Raw genomic sequence first — 25,171 nt, 5'->3', positions numbered from 1 at the left:
AATGGCAAAGTTAGCGATTACTAATACGATCCGTGCATTACGGTTTCAGCATAATGAAATGACGCAGCAGCAATTAGCTGAAGTCGTAGGGGTGACGCGTCAAACAATTGCCGCAATTGAAGCGGCAAGGTATTCACCGTCGCTGGAGGTCGCTTTTAAGATCGCGGTTGTTTTTAATCTACCACTAGAAAAAATATTCCAATATCGACAGTGAATCTTTACTAAATTATTATTTTTGGTAAACTGAATGCATATTCTGCATTTTTATTTATGTTTTTTGGCCATTTAAGTTATGAAAATAGTGTTATAAATCACTATTTTTGTTGTTTTTTTAGGTAATAATGTCCTTTTTAAACCTTATTATTACGTTAAAAGATAGTCGACACTAATTTAATTGATATTAATTATTTATTTAATTCAGTTAATTAGAGATAAATGTAGGATATGTGAGATTTTTTATAAAAAACTTAATGACAACGCTGTCATTTGTTGTGTAACATTAATTCAACATGGGTTGCGGGTGAATCGCATTAAGATAATAAAAAAACATGCGATTAATACAAATATAAAACGAAGGTTAGAGGTCGTTAAATGATGGCTAAGAGTGCGAATGAGGACCAATTGTATATTGGTATCGACGGTGGCGGAACTAAGTGCCGTGCAACTATATACTCTGCGCAAAACGGGGTATTAGGAACAGGTTTAGGTGGCCCTGCGAATCCATTACATGGGTTGGAGCGCACATTAGAGTCAATAATGGTATCTACACAATTGGCGATGCGCGATGCAGGTTTGCCATTAGAGTCTATTCATCAAGTGTATGCCGGTTTAGGATTGGCGGGTGTTAATTTACCGAACTTATATGAAAAAATAACAGAGTGGGAGCACCCATTTAAACAAATGTTTTTAACTACTGACTTACATACGGCGTGTATCGGGGCTCATGAAGGCGGTGATGGTGCTGTGATAATCACGGGTACTGGCTCATGTGGTTTTTCATATGTAAAAGGGCAGTCGGTGAATTACGGCGGTCATGGTTTTGCACTTGGCGATAAAGGCAGTGGCGCATGGATGGGCTTAGAGGCAATTAAAGCGGTGTTAATGGAACTAGATGGTTTAGGTCCTCACACGATAATGACGCCAGTGGTTAAAGAGCATTTTAATGTCACCACAGCAATGGGCATTGCAGAGCAAATGGCTGGACAACCGTCAAGTAGCTATGCAAAACTTGCTCGCTATGTATTTGATGCAGCACACCAAGGCGATCAAATCGCTTTAGCCATTGTAAAAGACGGAGCGCAATACGTGAGTCAGTTAGCGCATCGTTTATTAGAGAACAATCCTCCGCGTTTATCTATGATCGGTGGTCTTGCAGAGCCTTTAAATCAATGGCTTGACCCAGCAATTGCAAAACTCGTTGAAGTACCAAAGCAACCGCCTGAAATGGGCGCAATTTATTTTGCACAGCAATCAGTATTAGAGCAAAACCAAAAGGTAGCACTGTAATGAAAACCTTCTATCGCGCGACACGTTTATTCACGGCTGAAAAATTTCTAGATAATGCATTATTCAGCGTTGAAAATGGCATTTTTCATCTTGAAACTTCCACCACAGGCAGTGTTATTGAGCTAAATGGTTTAGTTGCGCCAGGCTTTATCGATGTACAAGTTAATGGCGGTGGCGGGGCATTTTTTAATGCTGAGCAAAGCACACACTGCTTAGATCGTATCGCAAAAGCGCATGGTCAATTTGGTACAACGGCACTGATGCCAACACTTATCACCGATAAAGTTGAAACCATGCAAGCAGCTGCTGATGCAACAGCAAAAGCAATATGCGAAGGGGTCGCGGGTGTATTAGGTATTCACTTTGAAGGTCCGCATTTGTCTTTTCCAAAAAAAGGCACACACAGTGAGCAGTTTATTCGCCCAATTAGCGAACAAGAATTTGCCATTTATGCGCGTCAAGATTTAGGTATCAAAATGGTTACCTTAGCGCCAGAAAATGTCAGCATTGCTGATATTGAGCGCTTAGTGGCGTGTGGTGTAAAAGTATCACTAGGTCACACTAATGCTGACTATACAACGACAATGGCGGCACTCAATGCTGGCGCCGATGGGTTTACACATTTATATAACGCGATGTCGCCGTTTACATCGCGTGAACCAGGCGTGGTTGGCGCTGCGCTTTGGCATGATAACAGTTGGTGTGGCTTAATTGTTGATGGGCATCATGTACATCCATTGTCTGCACAATTAGCTATTCGCACCAAACAGCGCGGCAAAATTATGTTAGTCACTGACGCAATGCCGCCAGTGGGTACCGATGATATGGAATTTGATTTTTTTGACGGGCGCAAAGTAATTCGTACTGGGGATAGATTAAACTCAAGTACGGGCGAATTAGCAGGCAGTGTATTAGACATGGCCAGTGCTGTGCGTAATACCATTAATACATTGGATGTAAGCCTCCGTGAAAGTTTACGCATGGCTGCACTGTATCCAGCAGAATATTTAAACCTCAAGAAAAAGGGACGTTTACTTGATGGCTTTGATGCAGACTTCGTGGTGCTCGATGAACACCAGTTTGTAAAAGCCACTTATATTGCAGGTAATGCAGTGTAATGTTTCCCTGTAAAAACCCCGCAGTTGTATCGCGGGCTTTTTATTTAAGAGTAAAAATAATGACAACAGCACATACAGACACAAAGCCGAGTAAAAAGCGCTTAGCATCTCTTGATGCTTTACGTGGCATGGATATGTTTTGGATTTTAGGTGGGCAATCTATTTTTGCCGCTTTATTTGTTTTAACCGGTTGGACTGGTTGGCAGGTATTTGAAGCGCATACGCTACACAGTGCATGGCATGGATTTACATTTTACGATTTGATTTTTCCGTTATTTATCTTTTTATCAGGTGTGGCGATGGGCTTAGCACCAAAACGCATCGATCATCTGCCATGGCAAGAGCGAAAAGTTTTTTATGCTAAAGCGTTAAAGCGGTTATTGCTATTGTGCGGGTTAGGGGTGATGTATAACCATGGTTGGGACACAGGTATTCCGCTTGCCTTCGATGAAATACGCTATGCGAGTGTACTTGGTCGAATAGCGATTGCATGGTTTTTCTGTGCAATGCTAGTGTGGCATACCAGTATTCGCACACAGCTCTTTACAGCAATCGCTCTCCTGCTAGGGTATTGGATCTTGATGTGTTTTATTCCTGTACCAGGAGGTAACGCTGGTGATTTAAGTGCACAGGGGAGTTGGAATGCATGGTTTGATTCGCATTTTTTACCCGGTATTAGTTATCAAAATAGAGCCGTCGACCCCGAGGGCGTGTTATCGAGTCTACCAGCTATTGTGAATGCCATGTTTGGGGTATTTGCAGGACAACTAATCGCCAGAGCAAGTAAGATTGGCGAATGGCAAACAGCAGGCATATTATTTGTTGCAGGTGTTGTGAGTGTTTGCTTAGGTTGGCTTTGGGATTTACAGTTTCCAGTTAATAAAGAATTATGGACCAGTTCATTTGTTTTAGTCACAGTCGGATGGAGCGCAATATTACTGGCTGTGTTTTATGCGGTGATTGATATTCTCAATGGCCAAAAATTAGCTTATCCGTTTGTGATTATTGGCGCTAACTCAATCATTATTTATTTGGCATCAAGCTTAGTGAATTGGGAGTTTATAAGCCATAGCGTGTTTGGTGGCTTTATTACAGCTGCAGCTACCGATTGGCAGCCACTGATTGGCGTGGTTGCGCTTTTGCTGGTGCAAATGCTTTTATTACATTGGATGTATAAGCGCAAAATATTTGTCAGTGTTTAGCTGGCTAATGTACAGCACAGTAAAAAAGGTAAATTTTTATTCACTTTTACTTTACAAACTAAAATTGAATGGTAATAATGACAGCGTTGTCATAATGGTGTTGACCAAATAGTGTATCCCTGTTTGGTTTGATCTAAGGCCCAATCCGATTGCACATGGGGTTGGGACTTAGGTCCCATTTTTTCATCAACTAATTTAATAACTGAGCAAATTAATATGCAAATAGTAATTTTAAATGATGCAGCAGCCGTAGCAGCATATGGCGCAAATATTTTCGCAACACAATTACAAAAAAAACCAACGTCAGTGCTCGGTTTAGCAACGGGCTCTACGCCAGTTGCGTTATATCAAGAATTAATCGCTAAAAATAAAGCGGGTGAGATTTCATTTTCACAAGCAACAACGTTTAATTTAGATGAATACTTAGGTTTAACGGGCGATCATCCACAAAGTTACCGCCACTTCATGAATGAGCAATTGTTTAGCCATATTGATATAAACAAAGATAATACCTTTGTACCGCCAGGGGATGCCCTAAACCCAATTACAGCATGCAAAGAATACGAAGACAAAATAGTTGCAGCAGGCGGTGTTGATGTACAGTTATTAGGCATCGGACGTAATGGTCACATCGGCTTTAATGAGCCTTCATCAGGTCTGCGTTCACGTACTCGTGTAAAAACCCTGACTAAAGCAACCGTTGATGATAATGCCCGTTTTTTTGCTGCTGATGAATATCAGCCACAGTTATCAATTACGATGGGAATTGGTACGATCTTGGAGGCGAAAAAAGTTGTTTTACTTGCTACGGGTGAAAATAAGGCTGATGCAGTGCATGCCATGATTGAAGGCCCGTTAATGGCTAAATGTCCAGCCTCTGCGCTTCAGTTACATAAAGATGCTGTGATTGTTATTGATAAAGCAGCAGCAAGCAAACTTGAAGATTTAGAGTTTTATCAGCATATCGAAGCTGAAAATCAAAAGTTACAGGCTCATTTAGCTACATTGTAATTACGACAGAATTTATTGTGTGTTTAAAAAGCCCTTCAGGGCTTTTTTTTTGGCTGTTTCAACGTCAGTAATAAATTGGGTTTCGTGTAAGCTTATGGTAGTTTTAGCCATCTAAATAGTAACAAGGATAAGCATGCTAAATTACAGCCAGATGCCTTTAAACCGCGCATCAAACCTACGTAAAGAGCAACAATGGGTGGCAGCACAAATAAATGAGCAAAGCCGTTGGTTATTGGTGAATAACAATCACACTTTATTTGATATAAATAATATTGCTGTGACTTTTTTAAGCTTTAGTGATGTGAGTCACTTAGCACTAAACGAAGCGATATTTTTAGGTTTAGATGAGCAGCAAACCAGTCATTTCGCACTTGATGTAAGCAAGCTAGACGAAGCCGCCTTAAGCCAGCTGATAGGTGACGCTGAGTTTGTCGATATTCGTCGCTTTGGGGTGCAAGTGGAAATCGCGCAAGGCTCAATGGCTGCACTGGCACGAGGTTTGTGTTACTGGCATGCAACTCATCGTTTTTGTGGACGTTGTGGCAGCGAAAATGAGCTGGTTGAAGCGGGTCATTCACGTTTATGTAGTAATGATGGGTGTAAACACCAAACGTTTCCGCGAACTGATCCGGCCGTGATCATGGTGGTAACGCGTACATTTGCTGATGGTGTTGAACGCTGTTTACTTGGTCGCCAAGCTGTGTGGGCAGCAGGTATGTATTCGTCTTTAGCTGGTTTTGTTGATCCGGGCGAAAGCTTAGAGCAAGCGGTGGCGCGTGAAGTGATGGAAGAAGCGGGCATTGTGGTTGAAAATGTTAAGTATATTGCCTCGCAGCCGTGGCCATTTCCATCATCGATTATGCTGGGCTTTATCGCTGAAGCTGTTACGGAAGATATCCAGGTTGATAAAGACGAACTAGACGATGCGCGGTGGTTTAGCCGTGAAGAGCTTGCTCAATTTGGCAATTGGCACGAAGAGGGGGAGCATTTAAAGCTACCAAGAGCTGATTCTATCTCGCGCTATTTAATCGACTATTGGTGTAATTTGCAAGATTAAGCATAGTGCAGAGTATGTTCTAACGAAATATTTTAAGGATTAATGATGACGACAAAAAGCAATAAAAGTACGCTGTTAGTAAGTACCGGACGTAAAAAAGCATATACTCATGGGGTGGTTAACCCCGTAGTGCAACGTGCATCGACAGTTGTTTTTGATTCAGTGGCAGAGCTTAAAAAAGCGGCAAAAAAACGTGGCGATAAAACACTTTTTTATGGTCGTCGTGGTACTACTACACATTTTGCATTACAAGAGGCGATCACTGAGCTTGAAGGTGGTGAGGGATGTGCGCTTTATCCATGTGGTGCAGCGGCGATTAGCAGCACACTATTGGCTTTTTTGAAAGCGGGCGATCATATCTTAATGGTAGATAATGCCTATGAACCAACGCGTGATTTTTGCGATAAAATTTTAGCTGGCTTTGGCGTTGAGACGACTTATTATCCACCAACAATTGGGGCAGATATTAAAGCGCTGATCAAAGACAACACCAAAGTGCTGTTTTTAGAGTCGCCAGGTTCTATCACCATGGAAATTCAAGATGTACCAGCCATGGTTGCAGTTGCCAATGAGCATGGGGTAATGACCATGCTTGATAACACCTATGGTAATGGCTTGCATTATCGCCCACTTGAACACGGGGTGGATATTAGTATTCAAGCGGCAACTAAATACATTGTGGGTCATTCGGACGTGATGATGGGGGTGGCAGTGGCCAATAAAAAATACTGGCCGACACTTCGAGAAAATTCATATTTACTTGGTCAATGTACGTCGGCTGATGACGCTTATTTAGCGTTAAGAGGCCTGCGCACTATGGCGGTACGTTTAAATCAGCATGAAAAAGCCGCGATCGAAGTCGCTACTTGGTTAGAGCAGCATCCATTGGTTGACCATATTCGTCACCCGGCATTTGCAACGTGTCCGGGTCATGAGTTTTTTAAGCGTGATTTTGATGGTAGTAATGGCTTGTTTTCTTTTGTTATGAAACAAGGTAACCAAAGCGCGATTGATGCTTTTTTAGATAGTTTAGAGCATTTTAAAATGGGCTTCTCGTGGGGCGGCTTCGAGAGTTTAGTGACTGCCAACTTAACTATGAAAGGTTTACGCTCAGCAACTGGTTGGACGCAAGGACCAGTGATCCGCTTACATATAGGCCTTGAAGATGTGGACGATTTGATTGCTGATTTAAGCCAAGCACTCGACATATACCAGCAGAATTTGTAGCTTGCGGATCAATAAGACTACATTATTTGTTACAAAGCTCGTATTAATACGGGCTTTTTTTTGCTAGTAATTCAACACGTTTGCCCTTAGTGTAAGCTGTATATAGATTAATAAGGAATATCTGTGACGCAACTCCACCCTCAGCGATTATTAAAGATTGCCCAGTTTGAACTAGTGAGATTATTTTTAACCAAGCGCGGCTTACTTGCTGTTGCCGCATTTTCGATTTGTTGGTTATTGATTTTACGCTATCCGATAGGTCAAGCGGTCAGCTTAATTAGTTCGCCCCAAATAGCCGATTTAGCACAACAAGTATTTGGTGCTATTGGACTGAGTAAATTACTCGATTGGCCTGAAGCTGAATTAGCAATGTATTGGTTAATTGCATTGTATAGCTTTCCTAGTTTCTGCTTGTTTTTATGTAGCGACCAACTTGTTGGTGATAAACAACGAGGAACACTACGCTTTTTATCTCTTAGAGCTACCCGAAATGAAATGTTATTTGGCCGCTTTTTAGGACAGGTATTTATTTTAGCAGCATTAATACTTGTTACCTTGGTAGCTTCAGTTGCAGTTATGGTCTTTAGAGATCCAGCATTATTAGTCAGTGGCATAAGTCGCAGCTTTGTTTTGTTCTGTTATTTATTAATTGCTGTTTTGCCCTTTATAGCACTAATGACGTTGTTAAATACTTTTGCACGCTCAGCGCGTTTAACTGTGGTGCTTGCCGTATTATTTTTTGCTGGCGGGAATATTGTGGTCAGTATTTTAAGCTGGCAAATACCCGTTTTGGCAATGCTTGATTATGTTTTCCCTGGCGTACAACTTGATCAAATGGCAGGACAAAACGCAGGAATATTTAATAGCATTGGCATTGCGTTAATACAAACTACCGTGATGCTAGCGATTGCTCAGCGTATTTTTGCAAGGAGTTCTCTATGAGCACACTAATACACGCAACAGGTTTAACTAAGCAGTATGGTAATAAATTGGCCCTTGATCAGGTAAGTTTTGAGATACAGCAAGGCGCGCCAGTAGCACTGGTTGGGCCAAATGGTGCAGGCAAAACCACCTTGTTTAGTTTGTTATGCGGTTATATTTTACCAACAAAAGGCACGCTCAATATTATTGGACATAATCCAGGCAGTAGTGAATTGTTTGGCAAGCTCAGTGCGTTACCGCAAGATGCTCAACTTGATCCGCGCTTTAGTATCGCTCACCAACTGGCGTTTTATGGCCAGCTACAAGGGCTGTCAAATAAGCAAAGCCAAGCAGAAGCGATCCGCGTACTTGAGTTAGTCGGACTAGCTGACGTTGCTAAACAGCGTTCTGATGATTTATCACATGGAATGCGTAAACGTGTCACCATAGGTCAAGCGCTGATCGGGAAACCACAAATAGTCATGCTGGATGAAGCAACCGCTGGGCTTGATCCTATTCATGCTCGCGAAGTACGCGAAGTGGTTGCGAATCTTAGCAGTGAGGCTACCTTTATTTTAAGTTCGCATGATTTAACTGAACTAGAACGCTTATGTTCACATGTACTGCACCTTGATAAAGGTAAGCTCACAGAGCATCCAACGCACAGTGATAATAGCGAACTAGAGTCTGGATTTATTACATTGTTATTGAGCGAGCATTACCCGGATGTTGAAGAGAAAATACAAGCTTTAGCAGAAGTGTCTAAAGTGTATATGAGCCAAGCTAAAGAATATGTTATCGAGTACCAAAAAACGGCGACACCATTTGATATCACCATACTGCAACATTGTTATCAGCAAGGTTGGCGGTATCGCCAATTGGTAAACGGCCATACATTAGAAAATCAAATATTTAAACAGGAGCAAATATAATGGGTTTATTAAGTGGTTTAATGGGTAATGCCAGTGAAATTGATGACAATGATTTAGAAAAAGTATTGGCAAATACACTGATTGAAGGTGAACAAGTTGAAAAGGCCTATAAAGTGGTACGTGACATGTTTATTTTTACTAACAAACGTTTAATTTTGTTGGATAAGCAGGGGGTCACTGGCTCAAAAATAGAGATGATCAGTATTGCTTATTCAAAAATAACTAAGTTTAGTAAAGAAAGTGCAGGTCATTTTGATTTAGATGCTGAATTAAAAATTTGGGTTGGCTCTGATCCAACACCGATCAGCAAAGACTTTAAATCGGGTGATAATATCAATGATGTGTACCGGATAATCAGCCAGTACGCGCTTTAATCATAATTGAGCTCTTAAAATGGTAGCGATTAACATTCCTGTTCGCTACTTTTTTTTTACATTTTCCTACATTCACTTACATTTTTATAATCAAATACAAGCACTTAGTTAAGTTTCGATTCAGTTTACTCGCGTTAGGATGTGCCCCGTCTTTAACCAACCGGTTAAACGTTAAACCTTGTAGCAATAAAACAATGTAAAATAGGGAAATCTTTTTATGAAAAAATTAGCAGTTATTATTTCGAGTATTCTTCTTTCTAGTGCCGCGACTGCTGCGGATAACTATCAGTCAATTAGCCATTTAGGATATAAGGATACCGATGGCAACGACACAGTGAGCGTTGATTCAACGTATTACTTCTCTCCAAAAGCGACTTTAGGTCCTTACGATCAATTTGAGTACATCAATAAGCAAACCAACGTATATGGTTCATACATTGATAATGACTCTAGTGATGTAGCGACTATTGGTGGTGAGTATTTCGTTGAGAATTTCGTTGTGGGTGCTAAATACAGCAACCATGACAGCGATTTCGGTTCAAGCACAGATGAAATTAATGTATCAGCAGGTTACTTTTTTAATCCAAATTTATTATTAAAAGCAACGTTTATTGATGTTGAAGATGCTGATAATGTGTTTATGTTCGATTTAGCATATAACCACCAATTAAACAGCACAGATTACATCGGCTTCACTTTAACATCAGACGATGAGTTTGATTACCGTGCAGTGAATGCAAAATATTTCATGGACCTTAAGCAAGGTAACTACCTAACAGTTGAAGGTACTATTTCAGATACTGACGACAGTGGTAGTTCATGGGAATTAGGTTCTAATTACTACTTCACTAAAGCGACATCAGCGTTTGTTACATTTAATAAAAACGATGATTACACTTTTGGTGCTCAACATTTCTTCAACAAAAATGTTGGCTTAAAAGCGGGTTACGGTAATAACTGGGATGATTCTGGTTATGACGCTTACTTTGCAAATGTAAGCTTACAGTTCTAATCAAACTGTAAATTTAGTACTGCAATACTAAAAAAGCCCGCTCAATTTAGCGGGCTTTTGCATTTTGCTATTTAACTAGTTAACTTACCAACCACATTGACGGCCTTTATTTTGCTCATCAAGATATTTTTGCAGTGGCGCAAAGTAATCAAGTAGGGCTGTTGCATCCATTTCAGGTTTACCTGTTACGGTGGCTAATGCTTCTTGCCAAGGGCGGCTTGAACCCATTTCTAGCATAGCATTGAGTTTTTCACCTGCTTCTTTAGAGTTGTATACTGAGCAGCGATGAATGGCTTCTTTGTTACCTGCTATTTCACATAAACTACGGTGGAAATCAAACTGTAAAATATGCGCTAAGAAGTAACGTGTATAAGGTGTATTACCTGGCACATGATATTTTGCACCTGGATCAAAGTCAGCTTCGCTTCGTGCGATAGGTGCTTTTACACCTTGGTACTTTTCACGTAATTCCCACCATGCCTTATTGTAGTTTTCAGGGGTTACTGCACCTGAAAATACTTGCCAACGCCATTGGTCCACAAGTAAACCAAATGGAATAAAGGCAACTTTATCCAGCGCCATCTTCATTAATAAGCCAATGTCTTTCGATTCATCAGGCACTTGCTCTAATAAACCAATTTCTTTTAAGTAACCAGGTGTTACCGAAAGCGCAATGGTATCGCCAATGGCTTCGTGGAAACCGTCGTTAGCACTTTCTTGATAATAAAGCGGTTGGGTATTGTAAGCGCGTTGGTAGAAGTTGTGACCTAACTCATGGTGAATAACTGAGAATTCTTCACCAGTACGCTGAATACACATTTTAATGCGTAAGTCGTCTTTACTATCTATATTCCACGCTGAAGCATGGCACTGTACATCACGATCGGCAGGTTTAGTGAATAACGAACGTTGGTAAAAGGTGTCAGGTAAAGGTGCAAATCCCATTGAGGTGAAAAATTTTTCAGCGCCGCGTACCATTTTAAGTTCATCGTAGTTATGCTCGGCTAATAATGCGGTTACATCATAACCAGGATCGGCATTTTCAGGTGCGACTACATCGTAAATGTTGCCCCACGATTGCGCCCACATATTACCTAATAAATGCGCTGGGATAGGTTGGTCTTGAGGTACTTTGTCTTCACCGTATTTTTCACCTAACTTGGCACGAACATGACAATGCAGCGAATCATATAATGGTTTTACTTGCCCCCAAATACGATCAAGTTCTTTGGCAAAATCATCTGCTGGCATATCATACTTACTACGCCACATTGCACCAGTGTCTGCATAACCAAGCTCTTTAGCGCCTTCATTGGTTAATACAACTTGTTGTTCATACAGTGGACGCATTGGTTTTGATACCTGGCGCCAACCTTGCCATAAATCAAGCAGTTCGTTGTAATCACGGCTGGTGGCCATTGTTGCAGTCATATCACCTAGGCTTAAACAGCTGCCATCGTCTTTACAATATTTACCTTTACCATATATACCGCCAAGTTCAGCCACAAGCTGTGATAGTTTTGCTGTTTTTTCTGCATCTTGTGGGGCAGGTAAAGTCAGTGCCAATTTTAATTTGTCGAGTTTACGACGTGCGTCATAATCAAGTTCGAGAGAGTCAAACTGTGCAGCTTCGTTAGCAAGGCGAACCACCGCTTCGGTCATTTTACGATTTACTTCAGCTGATAGGGCTGATGTATCATGCGTTATAAAGTTAGCGTATATCCATTCCGCGCGACTTGATTCTAGATATAAAGCACTGAGCTCTTGCTCTGTCGTATCTAAAAAGGCTTGCGCGTCTTTTGCAGTTACCGGCGCAGGGCTTGCAGCTTGAGTTACTGTGTTAGTGGCTTCTTGGTTACAGCCGCTTAATGCTAATGTGCTGGCAACCATTATTGCGCTCAAACTGAGCTTAAAATGTGGAGTAGTCATGTTAACCCTTATATTTGTTATTTATCGGGTAGGATGATAGCAGCGTCTATGTGTTAGGCAAAGTTTATCAATAACCGACTCTTTAGCTCAGGCAATGCGAGTTTACAGTGGCATTGTATTTATTAAAGGATCGGTCATAATTAAGTCAATCTGTTTTATTAATTAATAAGGATAGTTTCCATGTCAGTGTTTATTTTGTTACTGGTGTTGGTGATAGTTATTTTTGCGGTTAAAGATATCCGCTTAAATCTCGTCAGTCGCCCGACATTTAAAATGTTTAAAAAGGTATTACCGCCGCTTTCGCAAACTGAGCGTGAAGCGATGGAAGCGGGCGACGTGTGGTGGGATGGAGAACTATTTAGTGGCAATCCTGATTGGCAACTACTTCACAGCTACCCAAAGCCAGAGTTGAGCGAAAAAGAGCGAATATTTTTAGACAATGAAGTGGACACACTGTTGGCAATGCTTGATGACTATCATATTGTGCAAAAAGATAAAGACTTGCCAAAAGAAGTATGGGATTACCTAAAGACCCAAGGTTTCTTTGCGCTGATCATTCCCGAGAAATTTGGCGGACGCCAGTTTTCAGCAATTGCAAACTCAACCATCGTAGCTAAAATCGCCACTAAAAGCTTAACAGCTGCAGTCACCGTGATGGTGCCCAACAGTTTAGGCCCTGGTGAATTACTATTACATTATGGTACAAAAGAGCAGCAAGAGCGCTGGTTACCTTCACTTGCGAAAGGGGATGATGTGCCGTGTTTTGCTCTAACAGGCCCTGAAGCAGGCTCTGATGCTGGCAGTATTCCTGACTCTGGCGTAGTGTGTAAGGGTGAGTTTGAAGGCCAAGAAGTTGTAGGCTTACGATTAAATTGGTCAAAACGCTACATTACGCTTGCACCCGTAGCAACGGTTCTTGGACTTGCTTTTAAAATGTATGATCCCGATGGATTACTTGGTAAACATAAAGAGCTAGGTATAACCTGTGCGCTGATCCCAACAGATCACCCTGGTGTGGAAACGGGTGAGCGCCATTATCCATTGAATATGGCGTTTATGAATGGCACAACCTACGGTAAAGATGTATTTATTCCTCTTGATTGGATCATTGGCGGTCAAAAAGGGGCTGGACGAGGTTGGCGGATGTTGGTTGAGTGCTTAAGTGCCGGGCGCGGTATTTCATTACCAGCATTGAGCAGTGCAACAGGGCATTTATGTGCCCGTATGACATCGGCCTATGCAATGGTACGTCAACAATTTGGTGTTTCTATCGGGCAGTTTGAAGGCGTGCAAGAGGCGCTGGCTCGCATTGGTGGACTAACCTATAGTCTTGAATCATGCCGCTTAATGACTGCCGGAGCCATTGATTTAAAATTAAGCCCATCAGTGGTGACTGCGATTGCCAAATATCATATGACAGAGATGGGCCGTACGGTAATGAATGATGCTATGGACATTCATTCGGGTAAGGGGATCCAAGTGGGGCCAAATAACTATTTAGCGCACGGTTATATGGGCATTCCAGTATCAATTACTGTTGAAGGGGCGAATATTTTAACCCGTAATCTGATGATCTTCGGTCAAGGTGCAACTCGTTGCCACCCATTTGTACTCAAAGAAATGGAAGCCGCAGCAATGGAAGATGACGATCTTGCGTTAAAAGAATTTGATTCATTATTACTGCAGCATATTTTATTTGCCGCTACTAATGCGAGTATGGCTTTTATACATGGATTAACGCGAAGCTATTTTGCAAAATCGCCCGTTTGCGGTGAGACTGCTTCATATTATAAGCAGTTAGGGCGTATGAGCCGAGGACTTGCCTTTAGCACTGATGTGGCAATGTTAGTACTTGGTGGTGAGCTTAAACGTAAAGAGATGATTTCAGCGCGTTTAGGGGATGTCTTAAGCCACTTATACTTAGCATCTTGTGTATTAAAACGTTTTGAAGACGAGGGGCGTCAACAAGCTGATCTTCCGTTCGTAAAATATGCGGTTGAATTGTCACTGTTTGAAATTGGCCAAGCATTTGACGGTTTTTTCAAAAACTTTTCAAACCCAGTTATTAACTTCATTTTAAAACGTATTGTATTTCCGCTTGGTAATCATTATCAGCGCCCAAGTGATGAACTTGCACAAACAATTTGTGAGCATATGACCCAACCTGGGGTATTTAGAAACCGCTTAACTCATTTATGTTATGTGGATGATAAAGCGGGTACTGGTGTGATGGAGAATGCGTTTATGGCGATGCATGATACCAGCTCCGCCTTCAAACGATTGAAGAAATGGCAACGTGACGGCACACTTAACCGTAATGCTGATATAGCAACTGCAATCGACAGTGCGCTTGAAAAACAGTTAATAACTGATGAGCAAGGCGAAAAGCTACATGCTGCAAATAACCTACGCAAACAGGCTATTGCGGTAGATAATTATCAGCCAGGTGAACTGTAATAGCGAAAACTAACAAGCCTTGCTGCGAGCAAGGCTTGTTAAGCTATTTAAATATTTAATATAAAGCGTTAGCGTGCAAAAGGATCGGCATTGATTTTATCAACATACCAATTGCCTTTTTTACGCACCATTTTTACGCTGCGCATATCATCAACTTTATTACCATTGAAGTGGCCTGTGAAAATAAGGTTGATATTGGCTGTATCGCCATACTGTTCTCTTAAACTCATATTAGTCATATCAACTTCAATTACTACATCATCGTATTGCATGTTGACTAAATTGCGGGCAAATTGTTTTGAGGTGCCATAAGAGTTCATGATCCGCGCCATTTTAGGTGTGGCCATGGTAGTGGCTTTGCTCAGATCCTGTTCGTTATAAAGTGTATCAAAAAATAGTGCTGCGCTATTTCCTGGGGTATTTTTTTCACCTTTTGGTGAATCTTCATTTCCACAGCCGCTTAACAGCAGTAAAAATGTAGCAGTGCAAAGAGTTATAAATGATTTCATTAGATAAATAGATTTATTAGTGATGATTTAGTGTGTGACGAAATACGACAGATGTAAAGTTTACGGTAAGAATTAGTGATGTGAATGCAATAAATAATAAAAAAGGATGCAGTTTGCATCCTTTTTCAAAAGCTATTTAAACTTATTGAACCAGCTCTTGCTCTGAAAACTCTTCAGCAAAAAGTGGGCTTGATAAATAACGTTCAGTTGCACTAGGTAAAATTACTACGACATTTTTACCTGCATTTTCAGGTAACTCAGCAATGCGTTTTGCCGCAACAACCGCAGCGCCAGATGAAATACCAACTAATATACCTTCTTTTTTCATCAGCTCATGAGCCATTGCTATACATTCTTCATTAGACACTTGCTCTACACCATCGATCATTGATAGATCTAAATTACCAGGAATAAAGCCTGCGCCAATACCTTGAATTTTATGTGGCCCAGGTTTAATTTCTTCACCCGCGAGTGTTTGGCTGATCACTGGCGAATTAGTTGGTTCAACAGCGATTGATTTTACATTAAGGCCTTTTTCAAGTTTCAAATAACGGCTGACACCAGTAATTGTACCTCCAGTACCTACACCAGCCACAAAGAAATCAACTTTACCATCTAATGCATTAAAGATTTCTGGGCCTGTTGTTTCAAAGTGAATTTTAGGGTTTGCAGGGTTTTCGAATTGTTGCAATAAAATAAACTTTTCAGGGGCTGATGCTTGAATTTCCTTTGCCTTAGCGATCGCACCGTTCATACCTTTAGCGCCATCTGTAAGTACAAGGTTTGCACCAAGTGCTTTTAATAGTTTACGACGTTCTAAGCTCATAGTGTTTGGCATCGTAAGCGTTAACTTGTAACCACGAGAGGCTGCAACAAATGCCAGTGCAATACCTGTGTTACCTGAAGTAGGCTCGATGAGCTCTTTGTCTTTGGTAAGTTGACCTGATTTTTCAGCCTCCCAAATCATCGATGCACCAATGCGGCATTTAATACTAAAGCTTGGGTTACGCGACTCAACTTTAGCGTATACATTCCCACCTGTAACACGATTAAGTTTTACCAACGGTGTGTTACCGATGCTTAGTGAGTTATCTTCAAAAAAAGTAGACATAATGTTCCCTTAGGTGCAATTTATTCAATCGTGACCGATTTTTATGTAATCGATCTGTAATAGTGACACTTTACTGCTGAATTAAAAAAACTAAAGTAAAGTTTGGCTATAAGATATATCTATTCGGCTTATAACTGAATGAAATAAAAACAGCGACTGCTTGTAAGTATAGTTATTAAGACCAAAATACTATCAGTTATGCTGACATAGGATTATTAGGGATACAAATACTGACCAAAATTTATATGCGCTAGATCATAATGAATTGCCTAGTTGATATTATAATGAACAAATTAGACGGGCGTTTAACGCTAAAAGTGATTGTATTTTGTGCAAACAGGCTGTTGTTGAGCGGTTTTATGATACATATAATTAAAAACATGCTAAAACCTCACCCATCAAAATTTATGAAGTGATGACAATGACGTTAATCTTAAAATTAATTGCCGGTATATTGGCCGGTATTTTAGTGGGCTTATATGTTCCACTAACAGGTGTTGAACTCCTTTACACGGTAAAAGAAATAATTGGTCAGCTGATCACTTTTACTATTCCACTAATTATTTTATTTTTTATAGCATCAGGAATTGCAGGTTTACCAAAAGGTTCAGGCCATTTGTTAGGTAAAACCGTTGGTTTCGCCTACGGTTCGACCATTATTGCAGGCACATTAGCTGTGATGGTTGTTAGTGCAATTATTCCGTTATTTGATGGCGGTTTAACCTTTGAAGCTGAAATAGCAACCGAAGTGGCAAGTTTTATTGATTTAGAGATCCCACCATTGATGGGTGTTATGACCGCGCTTGCCACAGCGTTTGTGTTTGGCATCGGTATGAGCCAATTAGAGCTAGAGACCTTGAAAAAAGTATCGGATCAGGGCCGCGATGTGATTGATGGTTTGCTAGCAAAAGTTATTATTCCAGCATTACCGTTTTATATTGCAGGTGTGTTTGCTGAGATGACAGTTGCAGGCACTGTTGTTGATACCTTACAAACGTTTGGTGTGGTGTTGATTGCTGCATTAATAATGCATTGGGTATGGTTAAGTATTCTTTATATCGGTACGGGTATTTTATTAAAACGCAACCCAATTGAATTAATTAAAAATATGCTCCCAGCTTACTTTACAGCCTTAGGCACTATGTCAAGCGCTGCGACTATTCCAGTGTCTTTACGCTCAAGCAAAGCAAATAATGTAAAAGAAGATGTTGCTAACTTTACTGTACCTTTGTGTGCGACTATTCATCTATCTGGCTCAACGATCACTATCGTAACTTGCGCGATGGCGGTGATGTTTTTATCACCAAATATGGATGTACCATCATTATTTGGGATGTTGCCGTTTATTATGATGCTAGGTGTGGTAATGATTGCCGCGCCGGGTGCTCCGGGCGGGGCAGTCATGTCTGCGCTGGGTTTATTAACCAGCATGCTCGGTTTCAATGAAGGTGCTGTGGCACTCATGATAGCGCTTTATCTGGCTCAGGATAGTTTTGGCACAGCCTGTAATGTTACCGGTGATGGGGTAATTGCCTTGTGGGTTGACCGCTTCAGTGAAAAAACGCCATCTTAAATTAGTTATCTGAAACGATAATTGGGTTATCGTTTCAGATTTTCTGTGTTAGTGTGACGAATTAAATTGTCATACTAACATGCTGTTAGGTTATATGAGGGTGTCCCATTGATTAATGTACTTTTAGTTGATGACCATGAACTCGTACGAACGGGTATCAAACGTATTTTAGATGATGTTCGTGGGTTTAAAGTAATTGGTGAAGCTAAAACAGGTGAAGAAGCGGTACAGTTTTGCCGTCAGCATTCTCCTGATATTGTGCTAATGGACATGAATATGCCAGGTATTGGCGGATTAGAAGCGACCAAGAAAATTTGTCGCTATTGCCCTGATGTGAAAATTATTGTGTTAACTGTACATTGTGAAGACCCATTCCCAAGTAAAGTGATGCAAATTGGCGCTCATGGTTACTTAACCAAAGGGGCGGGCTCTGATGAAATGGTCAATGCAATTCGCGCAGTAAATGCAGGACAACGCTATATTGCACCAGAAATAGCTCAACAAATTGCCCTTGCGCAAGTGACGGGTCGTACTGATGAAAGTCCATTTCAGAGTTTATCTGAACGTGAATTACAGATCATGTTAATGATCACTAAAGGTGAAAAGGTGCAAGACATTGCCGAACGCCTTAATTTAAGTTCTAAAACAGTGAACAGTTATCGCTATAGAATGTTTGAAAAGCTGAATGTGGGTGGTGATGTTGAACTAACTCATTTGGCTATTCGTCATAAGATGATCGACATCGACAGCGCCCACTAGTGTTGCCCCATGGCAGAATTTGATCACGCCCATTTCTTAAAAACACTATCAAGCGAACCCGGCGTTTATCGGATGCTTGATAGTGATGATAAAGTTATTTATGTTGGTAAAGCTAAAAACCTTAAAAAACGTGTTAGTAGCTATTTTCGTAGCAATGTCACGGATGGCAAGACTCGCGCTTTAGTCAGTAACATTAGTGATATTGACATCACTTTAACCAATACTGAAACCGAAGCCTTACTGCTTGAAAATAACTTAATAAAAAAATATCAGCCACGTTACAATATTTTACTGCGTGATGATAAATCCTATCCGTATATTTTATTAACTGCTCACAAACATCCAAGACTTGCATTTCATCGCGGTAGCCGCAAAGTGAAAGGCGAGTATTTTGGGCCATTTCCAAGCGCTGGCGCTGTCTCTGAAAGTTTGCGGTTAATGCAGAAAATATTTCCTGTTCGTCAATGTGAAGATGCGTATTATCGCGTTCGCAGTCGACCTTGTTTGCAATTTCAGCTAAAACGTTGTTCTGCACCTTGCGTGAATGAAGTGAGTGACGATGAATACAATCAGCAAGTTGATTTTGTACGTAAATTTTTGACTGGCAAATCTCATGAAGTCATCGCAGCGTTGATCTCTAAAATGGAAGCTGCGAGCCACGCTTTGCAATTTGAATTGGCAGCTAAAGTACGCGATCAAATAATGCTACTGCGTAAAATGCAAGAGCAACAATCAATATCAGGTAATTATGCCGAAATGGATGTTGTGGGTTTTGCTCATTTAAATGGCCTTAATGGCATTCATTTGTTGATGATCCGCGATCATAAAGTACTCGGTAGCAAAACGTACTTTCCAAAAGTACCGAAAGATTCACAGCCACAAGAAATACTGGCTTCATTTCTTGGGCAATATTATTTAGCGCCAGGTGCAACAGGGCGAATTGCTAAAGAAGTTATTTTGCCATTTGCACTTGATGAAGTTGATGTACTCAGTGAAGCATTAAGCCAAGTGAGTGAACGCAAAGTAACTTTAAAAACAGTTACACGCGGTGAGCGTGCGCAATACTTACAGCTCGCTAATAAGAATGCGCTTAATAGTATTACCGTGAAGCAAAGCACTCAGGATTCGATTAATAAGCGTTACGCACAACTTAAAGCGACGTTAGGGCTTGATGATATTAATCGTATGGAATGTTTTGATATCAGCCATACAATGGGAGAAAACACAGTTGCCAGTTGTGTGGTGTTTGATTCGCAAGGACCGAATAATAAAGAATATCGACGCTTTAATGTCACAGGGATCACTGGAGGTGATGATTATGCTGCAATGGAGTTTGCGTTAAACAAGCGTTACAACAAGTTGGTTGACGAAGATAAAATTCCTGATGTGATTTTTATCGACGGTGGTAAAGGACAACTTTCTCGTGCCGAGCAGTACTTTGCTAATTGGCCACATGCAAAAATGCCGCTGTTAGTCGGTGTGGCAAAAGGCACCAGTCGTAGGCCAGGCCTTGAAACACTATTAATTGATGGTGGCCGGAAAACAATCCCAATGGATTCAGACGCACCAGCGCTACATTTGATCCAACATATTCGCGATGAATCACATCGCTTTGCTATTGCAGGGCACCGTAACAAGCGGCAAAAACAACGCACTCAATCACTATTAGAAGAGATAGGTGGTATCGGCTCGGTACGACGCCAAACATTATTAAAATTTTTAGGGGGCATGCAGGGAGTAAAAGCTGCTAATATAGATCAATTAAAGCAAGTACCCGGGATCAGCTCTGACATGGCTGAGAAGATATTTAACCATTTGCATGACAAGGGCTAGCCCTTCGTGCGAATATAGAAAAAAAGACATCCCCAAGTAGTTATGTGGAATATTCCAAACACACTCACAACATTTAGACTTTTTCTTATCCCCATTTTTTTGGTGGTATTTTATCTGCCTTATTCATGGGCTTTCTTTGCTGCAGCTTTTATTTTCTGGCTTGCATCGATCACTGATATTCTTGATGGCTATCTAGCGCGCAAGCTTGAGCAGTCTACGCCATTTGGTGCATTCTTAGATCCTGTTGCTGACAAAGTGATGGTGTGTACAGCATTGGTTGCTTTAGCTAGTTATTATCAATCAATGTATATGACTATTCCTGCTTTAATCATAATAAGCAGAGAAATTGTTATCTCAGCACTTCGAGAATGGATGGCAGAGCAAGGCAAGCGTGGTAATGTAGCTGTATCAAATATGGGTAAGTTTAAAACTGCTGCGCAAATGTTAGCTATTATTGGACTCATTTGGCAATACGATAGTTGGATGATGTACTTAAGTTATGGCTTACTTTACATTGCGACCTTCTTAACGGTTACTTCTATGCTGCAATATTTGATAGCAGCGTGGTCTGAATTGACTAAAAATTGACTCTAAACGTATAATAACGCACCGTTTTAGATAAAAAATAATCAAACAGTTCAAAACTAGCATTTTTTGTATTGACGCGTTTAATAATCTCTGTAGAATGCGTCCGTGTTGAGAGGGCATAGCCCCCTAGATAAACAAAGTGACACTGGTTAAGTTGCTAGAATGTTTTACCGCGACAAGGTTGCGATGAAACATATTAATACTTACATGCGTTATGCGGCACTAGCTCAGTTGGTAGAGCGCGACCTTGCCAAGGTCGAGGTCACGAGTTCGAGCCTCGTGTGCCGCTCCAGTTTATCAAAGGTTACCCAGTATTGAGGCGGAATGGCAGAGTGGCCATGCACCGGATTGCAAATCCGTTTACCCCGGTTCGACTCCGGGTTCCGCCTCCAATCAACACTCCACACGCTTTAATTAGCAAACTCGATGCCCGAGTGGTGGAATTGGTAGACACAAGGGATTTAAAATCCCTCGACTAACAAGTCGTGCCGGTTCAAGTCCGGCCTCGGGCACCACTTTGTGGTTTAGTTGCATATACCAAATGTAACTTTTAAAAATGTAGTAATTAGAATTAATATGATGCGGCACTAGCTCAGTTGGTAGAGCGCGACCTTGCCAAGGTCGAGGTCACGAGTTCGAGCCTCGTGTGCCGCTCCATATTAGTTTTATCCACTTGCTTTAAATAGCAAACTCGATGCCCGAGTGGTGGAATTGGTAGACACAAGGGATTTAAAATCCCTCGACTAACAAGTCGTGCCGGTTCAAGTCCGGCCTCGGGCACCACTTTAAATTACTCAACCAAGGTAATTTAAGGGCGATAAAAAATATTTCTTACAAAGAATTATATCTAATTATGCGGCACTAGCTCAGTTGCCAGAACGTTTACCGCGACATAGTCGCGCACCAACGTACAAATTACTGACAAAGTTTTATGCGGCACTAGCTCAGTTGCCAGAACGTTTACCGCGACATAGTCGCGCACCAACGTACAAATTACTGACAAAGTTTTATGCGGCACTAGCTCAGTTGGTAGAGCGCGACCTTGCCAAGGTCGAGGTCACGAGTTCGAGCCTCGTGTGCCGCTCCAAATTATTTGTTACATTTAGGCGGAATGGCAGAGTGGCCATGCACCGGATTGCAAATCCGTTTACCCCGGTTCGACTCCGGGTTCCGCCTCCAAATAATTACTCCACACGCTTTAATTAGCAAACTCGATGCCCGAGTGGTGGAATTGGTAGACACAAGGGATTTAAAATCCCTCGACTAACAAGTCGTGCCGGTTCAAGTCCGGCCTCGGGCACCACTTTATATTCACTATTACTTCATTTATACCTACAGCGTAAAAAAACACACCCAAAATTGCTTATCTATCTATTAAATTAAACTTTCACCTTATAGCTTTTGTATGCGTTTAACTTTTATCCATAGCGCGTACGGACAATCTTAATACCAAAATATACGCAAATCACTTTGTTGATTGATGCCAGAGAAATTAGCTTAACTAACACTAATACCAATCTGCATAAAGATTAAGTAAATTTGATCCAATCTCTAGAGCATATAATTTTAACCGTATCAGGGACGGAGATGAATTTATTCCACGCTTGCGAAACCTGTTCGACTATTTCTTCATAACCACTAAATACACGATTAGATAGACAGTGTTGTCGTATCCAACTCAATTGTTAAGGTAGTTTGAAATCCATTTTTGACACTGCAGCGTGCTGTATTTGGCCGCTTAGCAATATTCGTTCTGTTTCCCCCCTCAAAGAATAATGAAACAGCAAGCAGGCGTATGCGTTTTCTTGCATTAGGCTCTTTACGTGATAAAACTAAAAGTTGTTTGGATTCTTTTAAGTTCAATTCAGTAAAAGTAGATAAGTATCTGTGCGCTAATTAGATCACATAATTTGGCAGATTGGTATAAAAAGCAGCAGGCTTTACTTTTGTGGTGACGCTTGATAAATGGCCAATGCTGAGAACAGTAAAGCGTCACTATGCCAATTGCAGCCGCATGCATACCCAATAGATTCAGAGCAACACTCCTGTGTGGCGCTTCGCTGAAGCATTGTTGAAGCATTGTTGAAGCTGTAGCCAGATTTATAAAGCACTCAATAAGGGCCGCGCTTTAGCGATGAATATATTAGACGCTTGTGATAGCAAATCTGAATAACTACTAAGGCATTATTATTTTGATCAAAAAAGGGAGCACATAGACTCCCTCTTTGATTGTAAATAAGCTTATTTACTTTTTATGCCAAATCCCTTTCGGGATGGTTTGATCAAGCTGAGTATTTTTGGTTGGATCAAATGTTGGTAATTTGCCAGCTTTGCGCTGTGTCGTGTAGTCGTTCGCAAGCCAGATCACCACGCCTGATAACATAAACAGTGCAATAACATTCACGATTGCCATGAGGCCCATCGAAATATCAGCTAAGGTCCAGATCAACCCCAGTTCACTCACAGAGCCAAACATCACCATACCTAATACTATAAGTCTAAAGATCAACATACCATGCTCATGATTATGCTCTAAGAATAATAGATTAGTTTCTGCGTATGAATAGTTAGCAACAATTGAGGTAAAAGCAAAGAATAATATAGCAATCGCAACAAAGATTGTGCCCCAGCTTCCAACATGTTCTTCAAGAGCAGCCTGAGTTAATGCAATACCAGTTACACCTGAGTCAGCTACTAATTGATCAGAGAGCAAAATCAGCGCGGCTGTTGCACTACATATAACAACCGTATCAATAAATACACCAAGCATTTGCACATAACCTTGTGAGGCAGGGTGGGGCGGATTTGGCGTCGCAGTCGCTGCCGCATTTGCTGCGCTACCCATACCTGCTTCATTTGAGAATAAGCCGCGCTTTATTCCTTGGATCATTGCTTGCATAACGCCATAACCAATCGCACCGGCACCCGCTTGCTCAATTCCAAATGCACTATTAATAATACGCATAAATACAGTCGGTAATTGCTCTGCATTAATAGCGCACACATATAAAGCTACAAGTAAGTAAGCTAATGCCATAAATGGTACAACCAACTCTGCAAAGCGAGAAATAGTTTTCAGGCCACCAAATATAATAATGCCAGAGCCAACGACTAGTACTAAACCAACAACATAGTTTGGAATGTCAAAAGCGACTTTAAATGCAGCGGCTATAGAGTTAGATTGCACTGCATTGAATACTAGGCCAAATGCCAATATCAAACAGAGTGAGAAAATCACCCCCATCCAACGTTTGCCCAAACCATATTCCATATAATAAGCAGGGCCTCCTCTGAAGTTACCATGTTCATCACGAATCTTATAAGCTTGAGCCAAAGTACTTTCTGCAAAACTCGTTGCCATACCTATTAAGGCAATTAGCCACATCCAGAAAATAGCCCCAGCACCACCTAAATACAGTGCAACAGCAACACCAGCCATATTTCCGGTACCAACACGTGCGGCTAAGGAAGTACAAAAAGCTTGGAAAGATGAAATACCGTTTTTATCACACTGACGAGAATTGAACATGACTTTAATCATGTGGGGGAATTGAACAAATTGAATGAACTTGAGTTTAATAGTAAAAAAGAGTCCTGCCGCTATTAATAGGTAGACGAGAATATGACCCCAAAGCAGCCCACTAATACTATTTATTATATCTATCATGTTATATGCCTAATGAACGAGTTTAAAAAACAGCGGGCAACTTACCATAAGCAAAGCAGATAGTTTAGTGAAACGATGAAAAAAACGAGGTTATCCACAGGCTTCTGTGGGTAAGGTGTCAGTTTCTTTTGGGTATCTTGAGGGTATAAAATAAATGCGAATTTAATGATAAAAACGCTTGCGTAAAATTCGCCGCGCCCTATAATGCGACCCCACTGAGACGGCAGACAGCAACGCTTAAGCTGCAAGAGTTAATCAGTTAGTCGAGTAAAACTTGAGTTTAGATTTTTAATAAAGTTTAAAATTAAGTGTTGACAAGAAAATAGGAAAGCGTAATATGCGCAGCCCTAGCGAGATGAAGTTTAACTTTAACCGCAACGTTCTT

General features: G+C 41.0%; 20 protein-coding genes and 8 tRNA genes. 24 read left to right on the top strand and 4 right to left on the bottom strand.

Features of this window, described 5'->3' with window-relative positions; genetic code table 11:
- The first annotated feature begins 1 nt into the window (after position 1).
- The 11 genes from FW757_RS14300 (at position 2) to FW757_RS14250 (ending at position 10,360) form a co-directional block, all read left to right on the top strand.
- Positions 2 to 214 (top strand): helix-turn-helix transcriptional regulator, encoded by a 213-nt coding sequence (locus FW757_RS14300; RefSeq protein ID WP_446441361.1) that lies wholly within the window; start codon positions 2 to 4, stop codon positions 212 to 214.
- 377 nt (positions 215 to 591) lie between these two features.
- A complete protein-coding gene (gene nagK, locus FW757_RS14295) occupies positions 592 to 1,506 on the top strand; it encodes an N-acetylglucosamine kinase (protein ID WP_182717969.1) in 915 nt (304 codons plus the stop codon).
- Positions 1,506 to 2,624, top strand: a complete 1,119-nt coding sequence (nagA, locus tag FW757_RS14290; RefSeq protein ID WP_182761633.1) for an N-acetylglucosamine-6-phosphate deacetylase — start codon at positions 1,506 to 1,508, stop codon at positions 2,622 to 2,624. Before nagK ends, nagA begins: the two co-directional genes overlap by 1 nt.
- A gap of 59 nt (positions 2,625 to 2,683) precedes the next feature.
- A complete protein-coding gene (gene nagX / locus FW757_RS14285) occupies positions 2,684 to 3,826 on the top strand; it encodes a transmembrane glucosamine N-acetyltransferase NagX (RefSeq protein ID WP_446441360.1) in 1,143 nt (380 codons plus the stop codon).
- A gap of 216 nt (positions 3,827 to 4,042) precedes the next feature.
- Complete coding sequence (gene nagB / locus FW757_RS14280; RefSeq protein WP_149982959.1) at positions 4,043 to 4,837, top strand: glucosamine-6-phosphate deaminase; 795 nt, start codon at positions 4,043 to 4,045, stop codon at positions 4,835 to 4,837.
- A 133-nt stretch (positions 4,838 to 4,970) separates the two neighbouring features.
- Positions 4,971 to 5,894, top strand: coding sequence for an NAD(+) diphosphatase (nudC, locus tag FW757_RS14275; protein ID WP_182717972.1), 924 nt, complete (start codon positions 4,971 to 4,973; stop codon positions 5,892 to 5,894).
- Positions 5,895 to 5,939: 45 nt separating this feature from the next.
- Positions 5,940 to 7,121, top strand: coding sequence for a cystathionine beta-lyase (locus FW757_RS14270; protein ID WP_446441373.1), 1,182 nt, complete (start codon positions 5,940 to 5,942; stop codon positions 7,119 to 7,121).
- Positions 7,122 to 7,244: 123 nt separating this feature from the next.
- Entirely contained in the window at positions 7,245 to 8,063 is an 819-nt protein-coding gene (locus FW757_RS14265; RefSeq protein ID WP_182717973.1) for an ABC transporter permease subunit, read from the top strand.
- Positions 8,060 to 8,974 carry an ABC transporter ATP-binding protein gene (locus FW757_RS14260; protein ID WP_145242312.1) on the top strand — a complete coding sequence of 305 codons (915 nt, stop codon included), beginning with the start codon at positions 8,060 to 8,062 and terminating at the stop codon, positions 8,972 to 8,974. Before FW757_RS14265 ends, FW757_RS14260 begins: the two co-directional genes overlap by 4 nt.
- Positions 8,974 to 9,348: a PH domain-containing protein gene (locus tag FW757_RS14255; RefSeq protein ID WP_145242310.1), complete on the top strand. Its 375-nt coding sequence runs from the start codon at positions 8,974 to 8,976 to the stop codon at positions 9,346 to 9,348. The genes FW757_RS14260 and FW757_RS14255 overlap by 1 nt, the downstream gene beginning before the upstream one ends.
- A gap of 217 nt (positions 9,349 to 9,565) precedes the next feature.
- On the top strand, positions 9,566 to 10,360 hold the full coding sequence (locus tag FW757_RS14250) for a putative porin (RefSeq protein WP_149982964.1): 795 nt from the start codon (positions 9,566 to 9,568) through the stop codon (positions 10,358 to 10,360).
- 84 nt (positions 10,361 to 10,444) lie between these two features.
- Here the strand turns inward: FW757_RS14250 and FW757_RS14245 are convergent, their stop codons facing one another.
- On the bottom strand, positions 10,445 to 12,289 hold the full coding sequence (locus FW757_RS14245) for a M2 family metallopeptidase (protein ID WP_149982965.1): 1,845 nt from the start codon (positions 12,287 to 12,289) through the stop codon (positions 10,445 to 10,447).
- Between the two features lie 180 nt (positions 12,290 to 12,469).
- Here FW757_RS14245 and FW757_RS14240 point away from each other — a divergent pair, with 180 nt between their 5' ends.
- The gene (locus FW757_RS14240) at positions 12,470 to 14,746 is read left to right on the top strand and encodes an acyl-CoA dehydrogenase (protein ID WP_182717976.1); all 2,277 of its coding nucleotides are present in this window, start codon (positions 12,470 to 12,472) and stop codon (positions 14,744 to 14,746) included.
- Between the two features lie 68 nt (positions 14,747 to 14,814).
- Here FW757_RS14240 and FW757_RS14235 read toward each other — a convergent pair whose 3' ends face one another.
- Together FW757_RS14235 and cysK are read right to left on the bottom strand one after the other, a co-directional pair.
- Positions 14,815 to 15,255 (bottom strand): hypothetical protein, encoded by a 441-nt coding sequence (locus FW757_RS14235; protein WP_182717977.1) that lies wholly within the window; start codon positions 15,253 to 15,255, stop codon positions 14,815 to 14,817.
- Positions 15,256 to 15,397: 142 nt separating this feature from the next.
- Positions 15,398 to 16,366 carry a cysteine synthase A gene (cysK, locus tag FW757_RS14230; RefSeq protein ID WP_149982968.1) on the bottom strand — a complete coding sequence of 323 codons (969 nt, stop codon included), beginning with the start codon at positions 16,364 to 16,366 and terminating at the stop codon, positions 15,398 to 15,400.
- Between the two features lie 421 nt (positions 16,367 to 16,787).
- Here cysK and FW757_RS14225 point away from each other — a divergent pair, with 421 nt between their 5' ends.
- The 12 genes from FW757_RS14225 to FW757_RS14170 all read left to right on the top strand — a co-directional run bounded on the left by FW757_RS14225 (position 16,788) and on the right by FW757_RS14170 (position 22,422).
- Complete coding sequence (locus tag FW757_RS14225; protein ID WP_145242298.1) at positions 16,788 to 17,939, top strand: dicarboxylate/amino acid:cation symporter; 1,152 nt, start codon at positions 16,788 to 16,790, stop codon at positions 17,937 to 17,939.
- Between the two features lie 108 nt (positions 17,940 to 18,047).
- Entirely contained in the window at positions 18,048 to 18,698 is a 651-nt protein-coding gene (gene uvrY / locus FW757_RS14220; protein WP_016707677.1) for a UvrY/SirA/GacA family response regulator transcription factor, read from the top strand.
- A gap of 9 nt (positions 18,699 to 18,707) precedes the next feature.
- Positions 18,708 to 20,531 (top strand): excinuclease ABC subunit UvrC, encoded by a 1,824-nt coding sequence (uvrC, locus tag FW757_RS14215; protein WP_145242296.1) that lies wholly within the window; start codon positions 18,708 to 18,710, stop codon positions 20,529 to 20,531.
- Between the two features lie 42 nt (positions 20,532 to 20,573).
- Positions 20,574 to 21,119, top strand: coding sequence for a CDP-diacylglycerol--glycerol-3-phosphate 3-phosphatidyltransferase (gene pgsA / locus FW757_RS14210; RefSeq protein WP_145242294.1), 546 nt, complete (start codon positions 20,574 to 20,576; stop codon positions 21,117 to 21,119).
- Positions 21,120 to 21,335: 216 nt separating this feature from the next.
- A tRNA-Gly gene (locus FW757_RS14205) sits at positions 21,336 to 21,411 on the top strand.
- A 26-nt stretch (positions 21,412 to 21,437) separates the two neighbouring features.
- Positions 21,438 to 21,511, top strand: a tRNA-Cys gene (locus FW757_RS14200).
- 36 nt (positions 21,512 to 21,547) lie between these two features.
- A tRNA-Leu gene (locus FW757_RS14195) sits at positions 21,548 to 21,634 on the top strand.
- A 66-nt stretch (positions 21,635 to 21,700) separates the two neighbouring features.
- A tRNA-Gly gene (locus FW757_RS14190) sits at positions 21,701 to 21,776 on the top strand.
- Positions 21,777 to 21,815: 39 nt separating this feature from the next.
- Positions 21,816 to 21,902: transfer RNA gene (locus FW757_RS14185), tRNA-Leu, on the top strand.
- A gap of 228 nt (positions 21,903 to 22,130) precedes the next feature.
- Positions 22,131 to 22,206: transfer RNA gene (locus FW757_RS14180), tRNA-Gly, on the top strand.
- 18 nt (positions 22,207 to 22,224) lie between these two features.
- Positions 22,225 to 22,298: transfer RNA gene (locus FW757_RS14175), tRNA-Cys, on the top strand.
- Positions 22,299 to 22,335: 37 nt separating this feature from the next.
- Positions 22,336 to 22,422, top strand: a tRNA-Leu gene (locus FW757_RS14170).
- Positions 22,423 to 23,364: 942 nt separating this feature from the next.
- On the opposite strand, the gene FW757_RS14165 is transcribed toward FW757_RS14170, so the two are convergent.
- Positions 23,365 to 24,786, bottom strand: coding sequence for an alanine/glycine:cation symporter family protein (locus tag FW757_RS14165; protein WP_182740048.1), 1,422 nt, complete (start codon positions 24,784 to 24,786; stop codon positions 23,365 to 23,367).
- Between the last annotated feature and the right edge of the window lie 385 nt (positions 24,787 to 25,171).

This window comes from Pseudoalteromonas sp. 1181_04 (assembly GCF_052850545.1).
This window is presented reverse-complemented; position numbering and strand designations above follow the sequence as displayed.

Coding starts and splice junctions, on each gene's coding strand:
- FW757_RS14300 (WP_446441361.1), top strand. CDS start 2: ATGGCAAAGTTAGCGATTACTAATACGATCCGTGCATTACGGTTTCAG.
- nagK (WP_182717969.1), top strand. CDS start 592: ATGATGGCTAAGAGTGCGAATGAGGACCAATTGTATATTGGTATCGAC.
- nagA (WP_182761633.1), top strand. CDS start 1,506: ATGAAAACCTTCTATCGCGCGACACGTTTATTCACGGCTGAAAAATTT.
- nagX (WP_446441360.1), top strand. CDS start 2,684: ATGACAACAGCACATACAGACACAAAGCCGAGTAAAAAGCGCTTAGCA.
- nagB (WP_149982959.1), top strand. CDS start 4,043: ATGCAAATAGTAATTTTAAATGATGCAGCAGCCGTAGCAGCATATGGC.
- nudC (WP_182717972.1), top strand. CDS start 4,971: ATGCTAAATTACAGCCAGATGCCTTTAAACCGCGCATCAAACCTACGT.
- FW757_RS14270 (WP_446441373.1), top strand. CDS start 5,940: ATGACGACAAAAAGCAATAAAAGTACGCTGTTAGTAAGTACCGGACGT.
- FW757_RS14260 (WP_145242312.1), top strand. CDS start 8,060: ATGAGCACACTAATACACGCAACAGGTTTAACTAAGCAGTATGGTAAT.
- FW757_RS14255 (WP_145242310.1), top strand. CDS start 8,974: ATGGGTTTATTAAGTGGTTTAATGGGTAATGCCAGTGAAATTGATGAC.
- FW757_RS14250 (WP_149982964.1), top strand. CDS start 9,566: ATGAAAAAATTAGCAGTTATTATTTCGAGTATTCTTCTTTCTAGTGCC.
- FW757_RS14245 (WP_149982965.1), bottom strand. CDS start 12,289: ATGACTACTCCACATTTTAAGCTCAGTTTGAGCGCAATAATGGTTGCC.
- FW757_RS14240 (WP_182717976.1), top strand. CDS start 12,470: ATGTCAGTGTTTATTTTGTTACTGGTGTTGGTGATAGTTATTTTTGCG.
- FW757_RS14235 (WP_182717977.1), bottom strand. CDS start 15,255: ATGAAATCATTTATAACTCTTTGCACTGCTACATTTTTACTGCTGTTA.
- cysK (WP_149982968.1), bottom strand. CDS start 16,366: ATGTCTACTTTTTTTGAAGATAACTCACTAAGCATCGGTAACACACCG.
- FW757_RS14225 (WP_145242298.1), top strand. CDS start 16,788: ATGACGTTAATCTTAAAATTAATTGCCGGTATATTGGCCGGTATTTTA.
- uvrC (WP_145242296.1), top strand. CDS start 18,708: ATGGCAGAATTTGATCACGCCCATTTCTTAAAAACACTATCAAGCGAA.
- pgsA (WP_145242294.1), top strand. CDS start 20,574: ATGTGGAATATTCCAAACACACTCACAACATTTAGACTTTTTCTTATC.
- FW757_RS14165 (WP_182740048.1), bottom strand. CDS start 24,786: ATGATAGATATAATAAATAGTATTAGTGGGCTGCTTTGGGGTCATATT.